13 protein-coding genes and 1 pseudogene are annotated in these 16,913 nt (G+C 41.0%); 12 read left to right on the top strand and 2 right to left on the bottom strand.

The genetic code is table 11. The features are described 5' to 3' along the window. The first annotated feature begins 28 nt into the window (after positions 1-28). From rexB to ACPC58_RS00695, 3 genes are read left to right on the top strand one after another with little or no spacing between them, the layout of a single operon-like run. Positions 29-3,295, top strand: coding sequence for an ATP-dependent nuclease subunit B (gene rexB, locus ACPC58_RS00685; RefSeq protein WP_434064940.1), 3,267 nt, complete (start codon positions 29-31; stop codon positions 3,293-3,295). Then, the gene (gene addA, locus ACPC58_RS00690) at positions 3,295-6,963 is read left to right on the top strand and encodes a helicase-exonuclease AddAB subunit AddA (RefSeq protein WP_434064941.1); all 3,669 of its coding nucleotides are present in this window, start codon (positions 3,295-3,297) and stop codon (positions 6,961-6,963) included. The genes rexB and addA overlap by 1 nt, the downstream gene beginning before the upstream one ends. A gap of 29 nt (positions 6,964-6,992) precedes the next feature. Next, positions 6,993-7,460 (top strand): 8-oxo-dGTP diphosphatase, encoded by a 468-nt coding sequence (locus tag ACPC58_RS00695; RefSeq protein WP_217373843.1) that lies wholly within the window; start codon positions 6,993-6,995, stop codon positions 7,458-7,460. A 773-nt stretch (positions 7,461-8,233) separates the two neighbouring features. Here ACPC58_RS00695 and ACPC58_RS00700 read toward each other — a convergent pair. After that, positions 8,234-8,662, bottom strand: a complete 429-nt coding sequence (locus tag ACPC58_RS00700) for a DUF6556 family protein (protein ID WP_434064942.1) — start codon at positions 8,660-8,662, stop codon at positions 8,234-8,236. A gap of 112 nt (positions 8,663-8,774) precedes the next feature. On the opposite strand from ACPC58_RS00700, the gene ACPC58_RS00705 reads away from it, so the two are divergent. The 5 genes from ACPC58_RS00705 (at position 8,775) to rpmA (ending at position 13,666) form a co-directional block, all read left to right on the top strand. Then, the gene (locus ACPC58_RS00705) at positions 8,775-9,917 is read left to right on the top strand and encodes a cysteine desulfurase family protein (RefSeq protein WP_434064959.1); all 1,143 of its coding nucleotides are present in this window, start codon (positions 8,775-8,777) and stop codon (positions 9,915-9,917) included. Between the two features lies 1 nt (position 9,918). Beyond that, on the top strand, positions 9,919-11,136 hold the full coding sequence (gene thiI, locus ACPC58_RS00710; RefSeq protein WP_130554778.1) for a tRNA uracil 4-sulfurtransferase ThiI: 1,218 nt from the start codon (positions 9,919-9,921) through the stop codon (positions 11,134-11,136). A 216-nt stretch (positions 11,137-11,352) separates the two neighbouring features. Then, positions 11,353-12,678, top strand: a complete 1,326-nt coding sequence (gene brnQ / locus ACPC58_RS00715) for a branched-chain amino acid transport system II carrier protein (protein WP_434064943.1) — start codon at positions 11,353-11,355, stop codon at positions 12,676-12,678. Positions 12,679-13,012: 334 nt separating this feature from the next. After that, on the top strand, positions 13,013-13,327 hold the full coding sequence (rplU, locus tag ACPC58_RS00720; protein ID WP_216806759.1) for a 50S ribosomal protein L21: 315 nt from the start codon (positions 13,013-13,015) through the stop codon (positions 13,325-13,327). Between the two features lie 45 nt (positions 13,328-13,372). Further along, complete coding sequence (gene rpmA / locus ACPC58_RS00725) at positions 13,373-13,666, top strand: 50S ribosomal protein L27 (protein ID WP_009909754.1); 294 nt, start codon at positions 13,373-13,375, stop codon at positions 13,664-13,666. An 85-nt stretch (positions 13,667-13,751) separates the two neighbouring features. Here rpmA and ACPC58_RS00730 read toward each other — a convergent pair. Beyond that, positions 13,752-13,951 (bottom strand): annotated as a pseudogene (locus ACPC58_RS00730) (tyrosine-type recombinase/integrase); the annotation flags it as partial. A 225-nt stretch (positions 13,952-14,176) separates the two neighbouring features. On the opposite strand from ACPC58_RS00730, the gene ACPC58_RS00735 reads away from it, so the two are divergent. The 4 genes from ACPC58_RS00735 (at position 14,177) to ACPC58_RS00750 (ending at position 16,898) form a co-directional block, all read left to right on the top strand. After that, positions 14,177-15,091 (top strand): LysR family transcriptional regulator, encoded by a 915-nt coding sequence (locus ACPC58_RS00735; RefSeq protein WP_434064944.1) that lies wholly within the window; start codon positions 14,177-14,179, stop codon positions 15,089-15,091. Continuing rightward, on the top strand, positions 15,084-15,548 hold the full coding sequence (gene lspA, locus ACPC58_RS00740) for a signal peptidase II (RefSeq protein WP_217373838.1): 465 nt from the start codon (positions 15,084-15,086) through the stop codon (positions 15,546-15,548). Before ACPC58_RS00735 ends, lspA begins: the two co-directional genes overlap by 8 nt. Further along, entirely contained in the window at positions 15,532-16,458 is a 927-nt protein-coding gene (locus ACPC58_RS00745; RefSeq protein WP_434064960.1) for an RluA family pseudouridine synthase, read from the top strand. The genes lspA and ACPC58_RS00745 overlap by 17 nt, the downstream gene beginning before the upstream one ends. Positions 16,459-16,559: 101 nt before the next feature. Beyond that, positions 16,560-16,898, top strand: coding sequence for a zinc ribbon domain-containing protein YjdM (locus ACPC58_RS00750; RefSeq protein ID WP_434064945.1), 339 nt, complete (start codon positions 16,560-16,562; stop codon positions 16,896-16,898). Positions 16,899-16,913 lie beyond the last annotated feature (15 nt).

Consider the following 16,913-nt stretch of genomic DNA (forward strand, 5'->3'; position numbering starts at 1 on the left):
TATATTCAGGAAAGAATGAGAACGAAAGATGGAATTGGTCTATACAGATATTCGAAATCCTCTGACGCAGTATTTAACGGATACCGCAGCAGAATTTGCTAAGGTAGGTAAGCGAGTTTTTTACATTGCTCCAAACTCTCTATCCTTTGAGATGGAGCGAAAGGTCTTGGAATACCTGCCTGAACAGGCAACTTTTGATATTATCGTGACCCGTTTTGGGCAATTGGCCCGCTATTTGATGATTGATAGGAAAGAAGCAGGTCAACCGCTGGATGATGTTGGTCTGGCTATGATTTTCTTTCGTGTTCTATCGCAATTTGATGATGACGACTTGAAAGTCTATGGTCGTTTACAGACAGATTTTGGTTTTATTAACCAGCTAGTTGCTTTATACAAAGAATTGCAACGGGCAAATATGTCTATTCTGGACTTGGAAGCCATGGAGTCACCAGATAAACAGGCTGATTTGGTAAAGATTTTTCTGGCTGTAACTGACATTTTGTCCAAAGAAGGCTTTGAGCATCAGTCTAAGTTAGCACAGCTGACTAGCTTGGTGGAAACTGGTCAGTTGGATGAGCAGTTGAAGAACATTGTGTTGGTGGTAGACGGATTTTCTCGTTTTTCGGCAGAAGAAGAAGCTTTAGTAAGTGCTTTAAATGAACGGGTGTCGGAAATCCTGATTGGTGTATATGCCAGCAAGAAAGCTGTGCAAGCCGCCTATGCGGAAGGGAACGTTTATCAAGCTAACGTTGACTTTTTACGTCAGTTATCAGCGCAGTTCCAGACTAAGGCTACTTATATTGGTCAAGAGCCAGTCTTGGACAGTATCGGTAAATTTTCAAAGAATATGGAAGCCTATTATGACTACAGCGGGACCATGCTTGACTTGACTCCAGCAGACCAAGAAAAAATACAACTCTGGGAGGTTGTTAACCAAAAAGAAGAGGTGGAGCAAGTTGCGACTGCAATTCGTCAGCATGTGCATCAAGGTGCTCGCTATAAAGACATCTTGTTGCTCTTGGGTGATGTAGATAGCTATAAGTTGCAGATTGGCAAGATTTTTGACAAGTATGATATTCCTTACTATTTTGGCAAGGCAGAGGAGATGAGTCATCATCCCTTGGTCCATTTTGTGGAGTCCTTGGAACGCTTACGTCGCTATCGTTTCCGTGCGGAAGACCTGCTCAATCTCCTCAAATCTGGTTTGTACGCCAGCATCTCCCAAAAGGAGCTGGACCTATTTGAGTCTTACATCCTCTTTGCAGATATGAAGGGGCAGGCTGCTTTTTCGAGGGCTTTTTCGGTCAATGGCAGAGCAGACTATGATGCTGAAGTCATCAAGGAGAAAAGGCTTGTCTATGATTTGAATATCTTGGAACCTCTACGTGCTAAAATTATGGAGCCTTTGAACCAGCTGTTTAAGGCAGGTCCCCAATCAGGTGCCAGTTTGCTTGAAAAATTCATGGCCTTTTTGGAGGCAATTGAGCTTCCTAAAAATATGGAAAAAATGTCTCGAAATTTGAGTGAAGTAGAGCAAGAAAAAGAAGAGCAGGTCTGGAAAAGTTTTACCCATATTCTAGAGAATTTTTATCAGATTTTCGGAAAAGAAAAATTAAAAATAGATGATTTTCTGGCTATTTTACAGGCTGGTATGCAGGCCAGTCACTATCGTACCGTTCCTGCAACGGTTGATGTGGTCAATGTTAAATCCTATGATTTGATTGAGCCGCACACTGCAAAGTATGTTTATGCTATCGGGATGGGACAGTCTAATTTTCCAAAAGTTGCTAAGAATACCAGTCTATTGACAGAAGAAGAGATGGAAAAAGTCAATCTTGTTTCGGCTAGTTCTTCACGTTTTGATTTGGTCAGCCGAGAGAATATCAAGAAGAACCATGCTGCTATGATGTCTCTGCTTAATTCTGCGACGGAACAGTTAGTTATTTCTACTCCTCAGATTTATAACGAAGGTGAAGATAGTCTCTCCCCTTATATTAAAATTCTCCAAAAAATGGGGCTGAAATCCGAAGAACGTGGTCGGATTAAAAGACTTAGTCCGCAAGACATCGGTCACTACAAGAGTCTCTTATCCCGATTGATTGAGTCGGAAAGACCATCTCTTGATAATGAAGAATGGGAAGGGCAGACGGCCTTCTGGACAGTCTTGGTTCGCCATTTGAAGAAGAAATTGGAGTCGCAAGGCATTGAAATTCCGGCCATTACTGGCGAAATTACTTCTAAACAACTTTCAAATGAAACCTTGGCTGCTTTATATCCAGAGGATAAGCCGCTCAATCTTTCAGCATCCAGCTTGACCAATTTCTACAATAACCAATATCTTTACTTTGTCCGTAATGTTCTTCGCCTGCGGGAACAGGAATCCATCCATCCGACTGCCTTTCAGCATGGTTTGTTCTTGCATCGGATTTTTGAACGAGTGGTCATGGACCAATCTGAGCTAGATTTTGATCAAAAAGTGGACAAGGCCATCCTGCGTACGCGTGACGAGGCAGAATTTGCTATGTTTTATAACCAGGATGCGGATGCTCGCTATACGGAGGAGGTGCTGGATAGGATTGCTCGCTCCAGTGCGACTATTTTGCGGGATAATGATTTGGTTGAAATTGATGGTCAGGAAAAGAGTTTCCGTCAGGATAAGGCGTTAGTTTTTGACCTTCAAAATGGCAAGAGTGTGCATGTAAATGGTACCATTGACCGCTTGGATACCTTGCAAATCAATCAGGCTGTCGGTGTTGTGGATTACAAGTCCAGTGACCAAAGCTTTTCAATCGGTGATTTTTACAATGGTCTCAAACCTCAGTTGGTGACCTACTTGGCAGCTTTACAAGAGCTGGATGAAACCAAGGATAAACCTGTTTTTGGAGCTATGTATTTGCATTTGCAGGATCCGATTATTAAATTAAAAGACACGAAGAATTTAGAACAGCTAGAAGTAGCTGCCAATACGAGCTTGGTTTACAAGGGACTTTTCTTGAAGGAGGAAAGTCTGGGTCTCAATCATTTTTATCAGACTCGTAACCAACTCTATACGGAAGATGAGTTTGTAGTTTTATTGAACCACAACCAAAAACTCTACAAACAAGCTGCCATGGACATCCTGGATGGTCGCTTTGCTATTAACCCTTATACCAAAGATGGGCGTTCGGTGGCAGGTGAGCAGCTGAAGGCAATCACTGGTTTTGAGGCGGATCGGCACATGGGAATGGCGCGGCGGATGATCAAAGAGGCCAAGCGTCAAGATTGGATGGAACGAATGAAAGGAGGTCAGGACTAATGGCTTTTGAAGAATTTTTAAGTGCTGAAGAAATCAAGGCTATGCAGGTGGCGGAAGCCAATTCTGATAAGCAACAAAAACGCACACCTGAGCAGATTGAAGCCATCTACACACACGGTCAGAATGTTCTGGTCTCTGCATCGGCTGGGTCAGGAAAGACCTTCGTCATGGTTCAACGGATTTTGGATAAGTTGAAGCGTGGCGTCGGGATTGACCAGCTCTTTATCTCGACCTTTACAGTCAAAGCGGCTGGTGAATTGAAGGAGCGGATCGAAAAAAATCTCAATGAAACCATTGCGAAGACGACGGATATGGAATTGCGACGGCATTTGTCTGCCCAGTTGGCGGATTTGACCAAGGCGGATATTGGGACCATGGACTCCTTTACGCAGAAATTGGTGACAACCTATGGTTATAGCCTTGGTATTTCTCCGCAGTTTCGGATTTTACAGGATGAGACAGAAAAAGCGAGTCTGAAAAAAGAGGTTTTCGATCAGCTCTTTGCAGATTATCTTGAACAGGATGAAAATGGGGCATTCCGCAAACTGGTTCGCAATTTTTCAGGCAACCGTAAGGATAACAGTGGTTTTCGTCAGGTTGTTTATCAGGTGCATGATTTTAGCCAATCGACGAGCAGTCCAACTAAATGGCTGAAAGAGCAAGCTGTTCAAGCTGATTTGTATAGTCAAGAGCGTATTGAGCAGATGTTAGAGCAGGGCTTTAAGGAAAAAGTTTTAGAGAAGCTCTATCAAGCTGCGGATTTCTTCCGCTACCATGTGGAATGGGGCAGAAATGACTTTGGTTCTGCCAAGTATTTTTCAAGCGTTGAAGATGTAATCGAATTGTTAACCGGTATAGACCAACTGGAATCCAAGCAGTTGATGGAGCGGGTTGAAAGAATCCTTCTCATCAATGATCAGTCCAGAGGCAAGGGCCTGACCAATGCCAATCGACCAAAAGATGAGCATTTGATAGCCTTTAAAGAAGAATACAATGCTGGCAAGAGTCAGATTATCTCAGGACTACGAGATTTGGGTCAGGAAGTTTATGAATTGACCCTGCTGAAAGATTATCAGGATCAAGCTGTGCCCTTGCTGATATTATTACGTGACTTTGTCTTGGATTTTTCGCAGGCTTACCTGAATGTAAAAATCAAGGAAGCAGCCTTTGAATTTGGCGATATTGGGCATTTCGCTATTCGTATTTTAGAAGAAAATGCGGACATCCGCCAATTTTTCCAAGAAAAATACCACGAAGTCATGGTAGACGAGTACCAGGATAACAACCATAGCCAAGAGCGAATGCTGGACCTGCTGTCTAACGGTCACAACCGCTTTATGGTGGGCGACATTAAGCAATCCATCTATCGATTCCGTCAGGCGGATCCAATGATTTTCCAAGAGAAATTTGAACTGTATCAGGCAAATCCTCAGGCTGGAAAATTGATTTTGCTCAAGGAAAACTTCCGTAGTCAGATTGAGGTCTTGGAGGCAACAAATGCTATTTTCACGCGCCTGATGGACCGCCAAGTAGGGGAAATCAAGTATGATGACACCCACAGTCTAGTAGCAGGTAGTCCAGGTCAAAAAATTGCCCAGCCAAAGCATGAGATGGAATACTTCATTTACGACCAGCAGGAAAGCGCAAATTCTTCAATAGATGCTGAGGAGGAAACACCTCTGACTGCTGGTGAAATTGAGGTCGTTGCAAAAGAGATTATTCGTCTTCACAATGAAGAAGGAGCAGACTTCAAGGACATCACTCTATTGGTGCAAAAACGGACGCAAAATGACCTCATTATGTCCATTTTTGAAAAACATGGGATTCCTATTGTGGCAGATGGCGGAGCAGCCTCCTATCTGCAATCTTTAGAAGTCATGATCATGCTGGATACCTTGCGAGTTATCAATAACCCACTCAATGACTATGCCCTCGTTGCCTTACTTAAATCGCCTATGTTCCGATTTGATGAGGATGAGCTGACACGTATTTCCTTGCAGACTGGGACAGGATTCTTCTATCAAAAAATTGAAGTAGCCCAGCAAGAAAGTGGGCAACATCCTGAACTTATATCAAGAGAGTTGAAGAAGAAAATCACGGATTTCTTGTCTATTTTGGAAAACTGGCGTGCCTATGCCAAGCTGCATTCTATTTATGACTTGATCTGGAAGATTTTCAATGAAAAATTCTATTATGACTATGTCGGTGCTCTCCCAAATGGCAGCAAGCGTCAGACCAATCTATATGCACTAGGTCTGCGTGCCAACCAGTTTGAAAAAACAGGCTACAAGGGCTTGTCTCGCTTCATCGCCATGATTGACCGTGCCTTAGCAAATGACAAGGACTTGGCAGATGTACAAGAGTTTCTACCGCAAAATGCTGTACAGCTTATGACGATTCACAAGTCAAAAGGTTTGGAGTTTAAATATGTCTTCCTCATGAACATCGATAAGCGATTCAACTTGGAAGACCATTATCAGTCAGTCATCATCAGCCGGAAAAATGGTCTAGGCATTCAATATTTAGCGGATATGAAAGATAAGGTAAATAGCCCATTACCCCAGGTTCGAGTCTTAATGAACACCCTTCCTTATCAAAATAATCTCCAAGAGCTAAAAATTGCCAATCTTTCAGAACAAATGCGGTTGCTTTATGTTGCACTAACGCGTGCCGAGAAGAAGTTGTATCTGGTTGGAAAGGGCAATGCTGACAAGTTAGCTGAAAAATACGATGGTAAGAAGGAAGATGGCGTTCTCGCCCTATCAACTCGTGAAAGTATGGCGACCTTCCAAGACTGGATTCTAGCCATTGATGAGGCCTTCTCAGGAGAAGACTTGCACTTCAAGAAAGTCTTTGTAACGGATGAGGATTTGACGGAGGAGAAGATTGGTAAACTGAAATTGAAGAATAAGCTAGAAGATGCCAGCCTTAAAGATATTCGTCAATCAGAAGACATCGCCCAGGCCTTGGACCAGTTGTCTTCTGTCCAAGAGTTGAACGAACGCTATAAGGCTGCTATAGAATTACCAAGTTTACGGACTCCAAGTCAAATCAAGAAACTCTATGAGCCTGTCTTGGAACAAGAAGGCATGGAAGTCATGGAAAAATACCAGCCAAAACGGACCTTCAACTTACCAGATTTCTCCAAGAAACCAAAAATCACTGGAGCCCAAGTCGGTTCTGCAGTCCATGAACTCATGCAACGCTTGGATTTGTCTTGGTTGGTGACAGAAGATACGGTAAGAGAAGCTCTAGAAACTGTTCATGCTGAGCAAGCGATTAAAGATAAAATCAATCTTCAAATGATTTTGGATTTCTTTGATACAGACTTAGGAAGAGAAATTCTAGCAAATACGGACAAACTTCACCGAGAAGCTCCATTTGCAAGTTTGCAGACAGATTCTTTGTCACAGGAACAATTTGTCCTTCGTGGGATTATCGATGGCTACCTGCTATATGATGATCATATTGTACTCTTTGATTACAAGACAGACAAATATGACCAACCAAGCCAACTCAGCCAACGTTACCAAGCTCAAATGCAACTCTATGCCGAGGCATTGAAAAAAGCCTACAAGATAAATCGTGTAGACTGCCATTTGATTTTGCTTGGTGGGGAGAAGATTGAAGTGGTAGAGGTCAATTTGAAGGGTAAGTCTTCATTATGATAGGTATTGGATAGAGAATAGGAGATCATATGTCACGTAAACAATTGGTTACTCTTACGAATATGTGTATGATAGAGGATCAGGATGAAAATGTAGTAGTTCAGATTCGAGATCCTAAACGGTATAGTTGGTCTGGCGCAGCATTTCCAGGTGGACATATTGAAGAAGGTGAGAATTTCTCTGACTCTGTTATACGTGAGGTTTTTGAAGAGACTGGATTGACGATTTCAAATCCCCGCTTGGTTGGTACTAAGCACTGGCCTGACAAAGAAGGACATCGCTATATTGTCTTTCTTTATAAGGCTACGGAGTTTTCAGGAACTATCCACTCAACAGAAGAGGGAGAAGTTCGATGGGTTAAGAAATCCGAACTGAGTCAATTGGAATTAGCCTATGATTTGCTTGAAATCGTAAAAGTCATGGATGACCCAACCTTATCTGAATTCTTTTACACCAAGAAGGACCAAACTGGGGAATGGGACCGGAATTTTAGGTGAGGGTTATGAACCGCTTCGAAAATGTTTTCGATTCTTGAATGTAGAATACTAATACTCAATGAAATTCAAAATCCGATTTGCTCCAAAGGTTCGGGGAACCTTTGGAGGTTGGAAATAGGCGAACGTAGTTCGTTTCGCTCTGATGAAAATAGAACTCTGTTCCTTTTAAATTTCAAGGAAACAGGCTGTCAAGTTCCGCTGGAGCTTGACACTCATCATGCAAAGTCAACATGGTCTGATTTTGATTTTCGAAGAGTGTAAAAAACAGATTGAGTTTTCCTTGCGATACCCAATCTGTTTTTGATTTCTTGAGGAGATGAATTAAAGGAGTTTTTGACGTTCCTTTTCCAAGTAACGATATCTGTAAACTGCAAAGTGTTCAATAAGACGCTAAGCAAATCTGCCGAGTACGATGAATATTATGATTGCAAATAATTGTATTAAAGTGGTTTGTAAGAAAAATTTCATCACAATGAAAATGACTACAAAACCCAAAACCCACCACCAAAGAGTCTGTAAAGGGGTATAACGCCCATTTTCATCAAAATCTTATTTGAAATATGTATACTAGAAACAGTTAGATCCCCAAGACAAAGAGAAAATAGGACACAAACGGATTTAAAAAAAAAGTGAATATAGGAAAAAATTACCTAAAATTGTTAAAGTGAGTAACCATAAGAAAATTGGCACTTTTAGGATGAAGTATTTCATTCCATTACCTCCTGCAATTAGTATATTAAACATTAAACAGGGAGACAAGTATTTATGTGTTTTTATTGGCCAGAAGTATTTTCAGAAGCTCCGCTAGTCACTTCTGCACTGGAAGTAGTAGTTGAACTTGTTTCACTGCTTGTTCCTGTTGTGGAGGAATCGGTAGGAGAGGAGGAGACTTCTGATGTTGCTGTTGAGCTACTTGTAGTTGTTTGAGTAGTCTCATCTGCTGTTGATGTAGATGAGTCAGTTGAAGAACTACTGGTCGTTCCTTCTTGAGTAGAATTTTGTATATCAGTATTAGAAGGCACTTGTAGAGTAGAGCTGCTTGTATTTGACACTGATTGAGCAGATGATTTGGAGCTAAAGGTGTAGATCGTAATGCATGCAGTGATAATCCCTAAAATGGATCCAATAAAGGTCAGAACCTTTTGGAAATGGGAAAGTCCAGCGACTTTTGTTGTATTTTCTTTTTTTGAACGTGTATTCATGGTATACCTCCAAACCTAGTGTATGAAATGAAGTTTAAATCTAACTTAAAGAGTGGAAACAAGATGTGAAACGTGATAAAATAGGACTATTGCAAACAAAGGAATGAAAATAATGATCTATTTCGATAACGCAGCCACAACACAGACTCATCCAGAAGTTATTAAAACGTACACGGAAGTTGCTACGAAAATTTGGGGAAATCCCTCCAGCCTGCACAACCTTGGCACACAGGCGACACGAATCCTAGAAGCATCCCGTAGGCAAATAGCAGAGCTATTGGGGAAAGAAAGCAAGGAAATCTTTTTTACTTCAGGCGGTACAGAAGGCGATAACTGGGTCATTAAAGGTGTCGCATTTGAGAAAGCACATCTGGGTAAGCACATCATCGTTTCAGCTATCGAGCATCCAGCGGTAAAAGAGTCAGCACTTTGGCTCAAAACACAAGGTTTTGAGGTGGATTTGGCTCCGGTCAATACCCAAGGTTTTGTTGATGTTTCAGCTTTGGAGACTTTGATTCGTCCAGATACCACGCTGGTTTCTGTCATGGCTGTCAACAATGAAATTGGTGCCATTCAGCCGATTCAGGAAATTTCACAACTTCTAGCTGATAAACCCACCATCTCCTTCCATGTGGACGCTGTGCAGGCTATCGGCAAGGTGCCAACGGAACAGTATTTGACAGACCGAGTTGATTTTGCTAGTTTTTCAGGTCACAAATTCCATTCTGTAAGAGGTGTAGGGTTCGTCTATATCAAAGCAGGTAAGAAAATCGCTCCGCTATTGACAGGCGGAGGACAGGAAAGCGATATGCGCTCAACTACGGAAAATGTGGCTGGTATTGCCGCGACAGCTAAGGCGCTCCGCTTGACCCTGGACAAGGCAGCAGATAGCCAGAAGCAACTGGCAGCTATGAAGCAGATTCTGGTGGATGAATTGAGCAAGTATCAAGATGTGACGGTCTTTTCTGGAATTGAAAACTTTGTACCTAGTATATTGACCTTTGGAATTAAGAATATTCGTGGTGAGGTTATTGTTCATGCTTTTGAGGACCATCAGATTTATATTTCAACTACATCTGCCTGCTCGTCTAAGGCAGGGAAACCTGCGGGTACACTAATTGCCATGGGTGTTCCGCAGAAGTTGGCACAAACTGCAGTCCGTGTCAGCTTGGATGGTGACAACGATATGGGGCAAATCGAACAATTTCTCACGATTTTTAAACAAATTTATCACAATACACAGAAAGTAAGGTAGAATGAACTATTCAGAAATTATGATTCGCTATGGCGAATTGTCAACCAAAGGGAAAAACAAGATGCGGTTTGTCAACAAACTCCGCAACAATATCAAGCACGTCCTTTCTGTTTACCCAGAAGTGACGGTTTATTTTGATCGTGACCGTGGTCATGTCTATTTGAATGGGGCGGATTATCAGGAAGTTTCAGCATCTTTGAAAAAGATTTTTGGTATCCAAAATTTTGCGCCATCTTATAAGATTGAAAAGTCTGTTCCAGCTTTGAAAGAAGCGGTTCAAGACATCATGAAAAACATTTATAAGGACGGTATGACGTTTAAGATTGCTGCGCGTCGTAGTGACCACAATTTTGAATTGGACAGCCGTGATCTAAACCAAGTCCTTGGAGATGCGGTTTGCACAGCTATTCCAAATGTGCAGGTGCAAATGAAGTCACCAGATATTACTTTGCGAGTGGAGATTCGTCCTGACGCTGCTTACATTTCCCATGAAGAAATCAAGGGAGCAGGTGGTCTGCCAGTTGGAACATCTGGAAAAGGAACGCTTATGTTATCAGGGGGTATTGATTCGCCTGTTGCGGGCTATTTGGCTCTCAAACGTGGGGTTGAAATCGAAGCCCTCCACTTTGCTAGCCCGCCTTATACGAGTCCAGGTGCACTTAAGAAAGCCCATGATTTGACTCGAAAATTAACTGCCTTTGGTGGTAATATTACCTTTATCGAAGTGCCGTTTACAGAAATTCAGGAAGAAATCAAGGAAAAGGCACCTGAAGCATATTTGATGACCTTGACACGTCGTTTCATGATGCGGATTACAGACCGAGTTCGTGAAGAACGTGGTGCCATGGTTATTATCAATGGTGAAAGTCTAGGACAAGTGGCAAGTCAGACCTTGGAATCCATGCAGGCCATCAATGCTGTGACCAATACACCTGTTATCCGTCCAGTCGTTACCATGGACAAGTTGGAAATCATTGATATTGCGCAAGAAATTGATACCTTTGATATTTCCATTCAGCCATTTGAGGATTGCTGTACCATCTTTGCCCCTGACCGTCCAAAAACTAATCCTAAAATCAAGAATGTCGAGCAATACGAAGCACGTATGGATGTAGAAGGATTGGTAGAACGTGCTGTTGCAGGAATTATTGTGACAGAGATTACTCCAAAAGTGGAAGCGAAAGATGAGATTGACAATTTAATCGAAGATTTACTGTAAACTGTTGATGAAGTTTAATGCCTGACACTGTTGGGAAAGAATAGACAGCTTTAGAAAGAAATTCATTCAGCGCATCAAATGAAGGTTAATTTTGACATGTTTTGATGCGTTTTTTAATTATTTGACTTAGGTGTCGTTACCTTTATAACCTAACGTTCGGAAAAATCGAATTTTTGTGGTATAATGGACTTTCGAAAAAGATAAGAAGGAGTTTTTATGAAAAAAGGAGCCCTAACAGGTTTACTACTGTTTGGTATGTTTTTTGGTGCAGGAAATTTGATATTTCCTCCAGCGCTCGGTATTTTGTCTGGTGAACATTTCTGGCCAGCCATTTTAGGATTTGTTGTATCTGGTGTCGGTATTGCCGTGATTGCTTTGATTGTAGGAACACTTAACCCTAAAGGGTACGTGCATGAGATCTCACGTAAGATTTCACCCTTGTTTGCTACTGTTTATCTTGTTGCTTTGTACTTGGCAATTGGACCATTTTTTGCAATTCCACGTACAGCTACAACGTCATTTGAGGTTGGAATTGCTCCATTGTTGGGCGATGCGAATCTGGGTCCATGGTTGTTTGGTTTTACAGCTTTTTACTTTGTGGCAGCTTATCTGATTGCCCTCAATCCATCTCAGATTTTAAACAGTATCGGACGTATTTTAACGCCTGTTTTTGCGATTTTGATTGTGATTTTAGTGGTGCTAGGTGTTGTTAAATATGGTTCTACTAATCCACTTCCTGCAGCCGATGCTTACTCAGCTGGACAGGCATTTGGTACAGGATTTATTGAAGGATACAACACCCTTGATGCCCTTGCCGCAATTGCTTTTAGCGTTGTAGCGGTGAATACCTTAAAACAACTTGGTTTCTCCAGCAAGAAAGAATATGTTTCAACTATCTGGTCTGTTGGTTTTGTTGTAGCCTTAGCATTCTCAGCACTATATGTCGGTTTGGCTTTCCTAGGTAATCATTTCCCAGTGCCTGCTGATGTTTTGGCTTCCGATACCAACAAGGGTGTTTACATTCTTTCGCAAGCAACACAGGCTATTTTTGGACCAGGTGCACAAATTTTCTTAGCTGTTATGGTTATCGTTACTTGCTTTACGACGACGGCTGGCTTGATTGTTTCTTCAGGTGAATTTTTCGCTGAGCGTTTTCCATGTTTTGGCTACAAAGTATATGCGACTATCTTTACTTTGATTGGCTTTGGGATTTCCAACCTCGGTTTGAACAATATCATCACCTTCTCTGTTCCAGTTCTTTTGGTTCTCTATCCAATTACTATCTGTATTGTCTTGATTACCATTGTTAACAAATTTGTACCGCTTTCGACCTATGGTATGCAATTAACTGTGGGACTAGTGGCAGCTTTGTCATTGGTAGAAGTTTTAGCGAGACAATTCAACTGGACTGCTGTTTCAAAAATCATCTCAGCTCTGCCATTGGCTGGACAATCACTAACTTGGTTATTACCAGCTCTTGTCGGAATCGTCCTCTCTCTATTCTTACCAAACAAGCAGGAGAGCGAAGTTTTTGAAATGTAAGAAAAGTGATACAGAACACTTGCATTTGCAGGTGTTTTTGTTATAATAGGACTGTTGACTATGTATGCACATTTCCTGTGCAACCGCACGAATGCCGTTGCTCTGCAAAAATTAAGCTCTAACGTCGTTGTCTTAACTTGGTGAAACTAAGTTCTACCTGCGACGACACGAACTATGTTCGATACATTTCCAACCTTCAATAGTCTATCCTTAGACTATTGAAGCTAGTCTGAACTTAATTTTTATTGAGCAAGATAAAGTGGTTCGACCCACGGTACTAGGCGAGTCTTCACATCTAATTCGGGCAAGACCCAAAAATCATAGGAGGTGCATAATGAGCACATACGCAATCATTAAAACTGGCGGCAAACAAGTTAAAGTTGAAGTCGGTCAAGCTATCTACGTTGAAAAATTGAACGTTGAAGCAGGTCAAGAAGTTACTTTCGAAGAAGTAGTTCTTGTTGGTGGTGAGAAAACTGTTGTGGGTACTCCACTTGTAGCAGGCGCTACTGTTGTTGGTACTGTTGAAAAACAAGGTAAACAGAAAAAAGTTGTTGCCTTCAAGTACAAACCTAAAAAAGGTAGCCACCGCAAACAAGGTCACCGTCAACCTTACACAAAAGTTGTTATCAACGCTATCAACGCTTAAGGCGTAGCTTGAAGCAATCATTACAGAAATTCGGAGGAATAACATATGTTAAACTTGAATCTTGCTAACTTGCAATTTATGGCCCACAAAAAAGGTGGAGGTTCAACGTCAAACGGTCGTGACTCACAAGCGAAACGCCTTGGTGCGAAAGCTGCTGACGGCCAAACTGTATCAGGTGGTTCAATCCTTTACCGCCAACGTGGTACAAAAATCTACCCAGGAGCTAACGTAGGACGTGGTGGAGATGATACTCTTTACGCTAAAGTAGAAGGCGTTGTACGCTTCGAACGTAAAGGTCGCGATAAGAAACAGGTATCTGTTTACCCAATCGCAAAATAAGGTCTAGAAACCTTATATTACAAGGCTTTCCGAGTTTTCGGAAGGCCTATTTTTTTGATTTGATACTCACCGTGATACCCATATTTCAAAAACCAATGTAGGAAGCGAACTTGTCGGCAATTTCATTCTTTGCTTTTTGAGTAACATGAGCGTAGATGTCCATGGTTGTTTGGATGTTTTCGTGTCCGAATCTTTCTTGATAGTAGCACCAGCTTCAAACAAAAGGGAGCAGTGGGTGTGTCTAAATCCATGTGGGGTAATTCTTTTGAAGTCTGGATATTTTCTCCAAACATTTGAAAATCAATCTTTTGATTGTTATTTTTTTAATGATTAGAAAAAGATACTATACAACTTTGGACTGATGATTGTTGAAATGTGTATTTTAACCCTTGGTCTTTCATCTCTTTATAGGTTGGTATAGAAGTGACGCTTTATGGTGTAATTTGAAGTCTCCCAAAATCTACATATTTCTGGTATAATAGAAAAAGTAGTATAAAAGAGGATTTTACGATGAATATTCAACAATTACGATACGTAGTGGCTATTGCTAATAGTGGAACGTTTCGAGAAGCAGCGGAAAAGATGTATGTTTCTCAGCCAAGTTTATCCATTTCCATTAAAGATTTGGAAACAGAGCTTGGTTTTCAAATCTTTAGTCGAACCAGTTCTGGCACCTTTTTAACGCAAAAAGGGATGGAATTTTATGAAAAAGCTCAAAATTTGGTAAAAGGTTTTGATCAGTTTGAACATCTTTACTTGCAACCTGAAGAAGGCGAGAAAACTTTTTCTATTTCTAGTCAACACTATGACTTTTTGCCTCCATTGATTACCGAGTTTTCTAGACAACATCCACAATATCCTCATTTTCGTATTTTTGAATCAACCACAGCACAAATTTTAGATGAGGTTGCCCAAGGATATAGTGAATTAGGTATTATCTATTTAAATGATAAAAATACTAAAGGTATCATGCAAAAGTTAGATAAACTTCATTTGCAAGTGATTGATTTATCTGATTTCCAAACACATATCTACCTTCGGGAAGATCATCCCTTGACAAATAAAGACGAGATTGAACCAGCAGATTTGGTTGGTTTACCGACTGTTCGATTTACCCAAGAGAAGGAAGCCTATCTATATTATTCAGAAAATCTGATTGACACCTCTGACTCATCAGTAGTTTTTGACGTGACAGATCGAGCTACCTTAAATGGCATTTTAGAACGTACAGACGCTTATGCGACTGGTTCGGGTTACTTGGATGATGAGAGTGTGAATGGGATTACAGTGATACCATTTAAAGGAAAAGTTGACAATCGCATGGTCTACGTTAAACGTGCGAGTGATGAATTGAGTCAATGCGCACAGGATTTTGTGGAGACTTTGCATTCATATTTTGATAAAAAGAAGGAAGAACATGCGTAAATTTGGGTTTCCGCTCCTTGCGGCGGTTTTAATTGCTATTGATCAATATGTGAAAGCTTGGACAGTTGCGAATATTGAGTTAGATTCAGTAAGAAAATTTTTACCTGGTTTCATGAGTTTGGCCTATTTACGCAACTATGGTGCAGCTTGGTCGATTTTGCAAAATCAACAATGGTTTTTTACGATAGTAACTATTGTTGTAATGATTGGGCTGGTTTGGTACTATATTCGACAAATAAAAGGAAGTCTATGGACATTATTCAGTCTTTCTTTGATGATGGCTGGAGCTTTGGGTAACTTTATTGACCGTGTTCGTTTGGGGTATGTTGTTGATATGTTTCACCTGGATTTTATAAATTTTCCGATTTTTAATGTCGCTGATATGTGCTTGTCGGTTGGGGTTGGATTGTTATTTATATGTATATTGAAAGAAGAGTATGATGAAAATAAAGGTTGAAGCAGGCGGTGTTCGTCTGGATAAGGCATTGTCAGAATTGACAGAGTTATCTCGTTCGGTGGCAAATGACCAAATCAAGGCTGGTCAGGTATTGGTCAATGGTCAAGTAAAGAAGGCAAAATATACTGTACAAGAAGGGGATATCATTACCTATCAAGTACCAGAAATTGAAGAAATGGATTATGTCGCTGAAGATATTCCTTTAGATATTGTTTATCAAGATGAAGATGTCGCTGTTGTCAACAAACCTCAAGGAATGGTTGTGCACCCTTCAGCTGGACATACTTCCGGGACCTTAGTTAATGCTCTTCTATACCATGTCAAAGACTTGTCTGGCATCAACGGTGTCCTTCGTCCTGGGATTGTTCATCGAATCGATAAGGATACCTCAGGTTTATTAATGATTGCTAAAAATGATGAGGCCCATACAAAACTTGCAGCTGAATTGAAAGATAAAAAATCCCTTCGCAAGTATTGGGCCATTGTACATGGAAACCTTCCAAATGATCGTGGAGTCATTGAAGCTCCTATTGGTCGTTCTGAAAAGGATCGTAAGAAACAGGCTGTGACGGCAAAAGGGAAAAAAGCGGTCACGAGATTTCAAGTATTGGAACGGTTTGATGACTATACCTTAGTTGAATTAACATTAGAAACAGGTAGAACCCACCAAATTCGGGTTCACATGGCTTATATTGGTCATCCAGTTGCTGGGGACGAAGTTTATGGTCCGCGAAAAACTTTAAAAGGAAATGGCCAATTTCTCCATGCCAGAACTCTTGGATTCACTCATCCTAGAACTGGAGAGGTAGTTGCTTTTACAGCAGAAGCGCCAGCTATTTTTCAGGATACACTAGAATATCTCCGCCGAACTGTTAAAGGCCAAGGGGCTCTAGAACAGACTATTCTCTGAAAAAATAGTGAAAATTTCAGTTTGGTGAATGGTTTTGGTCTACTTGCTCATTTTTTAAAAAGATGATAGACTAGTACAGATAACATTTGAGGAGACAATGAATGGAAACTTTACCAAAATGCCCAAAATGCAATTCTGAATACGTTTATGAGGATGGAGCACTATTAGTTTGCCCTGAATGTGCCTATGAATGGAACCCAGCTGATGTGGCTGAAGAAGAAAACGGTCCAGTGGCAATCGATGCAAATGGCAATCGTTTGGCTGATGGGGATACTGTTACACTTATAAAAGACTTGAAAGTCAAGGGTTCACCTAAGGATTTGAAACAAGGTACACGTGTAAAAGGGATTCGTATCGTCGAAGGTGACCACAACATTGATTGCAAAATCGATGGGTTCGGTGCGATGAAGTTAAAATCTGAGTTCGTTAAGAAAATTTAGTATAGATTTGGAAAG

The organism is Streptococcus sp. VTCC 12905, from assembly GCF_049893385.1.
GTDB lineage: Bacteria > Bacillota > Bacilli > Lactobacillales > Streptococcaceae > Streptococcus > Streptococcus suis_AA.

Excerpts from the sequence above, each read along its gene's own strand:
- rexB (WP_434064940.1), top strand. The coding sequence starts at position 29 with ATGGAATTGGTCTATACAGATATTCGAAATCCTCTGACGCAGTATTTA.
- addA (WP_434064941.1), top strand. The coding sequence starts at position 3,295 with ATGGCTTTTGAAGAATTTTTAAGTGCTGAAGAAATCAAGGCTATGCAG.
- ACPC58_RS00695 (WP_217373843.1), top strand. The coding sequence starts at position 6,993 with ATGTCACGTAAACAATTGGTTACTCTTACGAATATGTGTATGATAGAG.
- ACPC58_RS00700 (WP_434064942.1), bottom strand. The coding sequence starts at position 8,662 with ATGAATACACGTTCAAAAAAAGAAAATACAACAAAAGTCGCTGGACTT.
- ACPC58_RS00705 (WP_434064959.1), top strand. The coding sequence starts at position 8,775 with ATGATCTATTTCGATAACGCAGCCACAACACAGACTCATCCAGAAGTT.
- thiI (WP_130554778.1), top strand. The coding sequence starts at position 9,919 with ATGAACTATTCAGAAATTATGATTCGCTATGGCGAATTGTCAACCAAA.
- brnQ (WP_434064943.1), top strand. The coding sequence starts at position 11,353 with ATGAAAAAAGGAGCCCTAACAGGTTTACTACTGTTTGGTATGTTTTTT.
- rplU (WP_216806759.1), top strand. The coding sequence starts at position 13,013 with ATGAGCACATACGCAATCATTAAAACTGGCGGCAAACAAGTTAAAGTT.
- rpmA (WP_009909754.1), top strand. The coding sequence starts at position 13,373 with ATGTTAAACTTGAATCTTGCTAACTTGCAATTTATGGCCCACAAAAAA.
- ACPC58_RS00735 (WP_434064944.1), top strand. The coding sequence starts at position 14,177 with ATGAATATTCAACAATTACGATACGTAGTGGCTATTGCTAATAGTGGA.
- lspA (WP_217373838.1), top strand. The coding sequence starts at position 15,084 with ATGCGTAAATTTGGGTTTCCGCTCCTTGCGGCGGTTTTAATTGCTATT.
- ACPC58_RS00745 (WP_434064960.1), top strand. The coding sequence starts at position 15,532 with ATGAAAATAAAGGTTGAAGCAGGCGGTGTTCGTCTGGATAAGGCATTG.
- ACPC58_RS00750 (WP_434064945.1), top strand. The coding sequence starts at position 16,560 with ATGGAAACTTTACCAAAATGCCCAAAATGCAATTCTGAATACGTTTAT.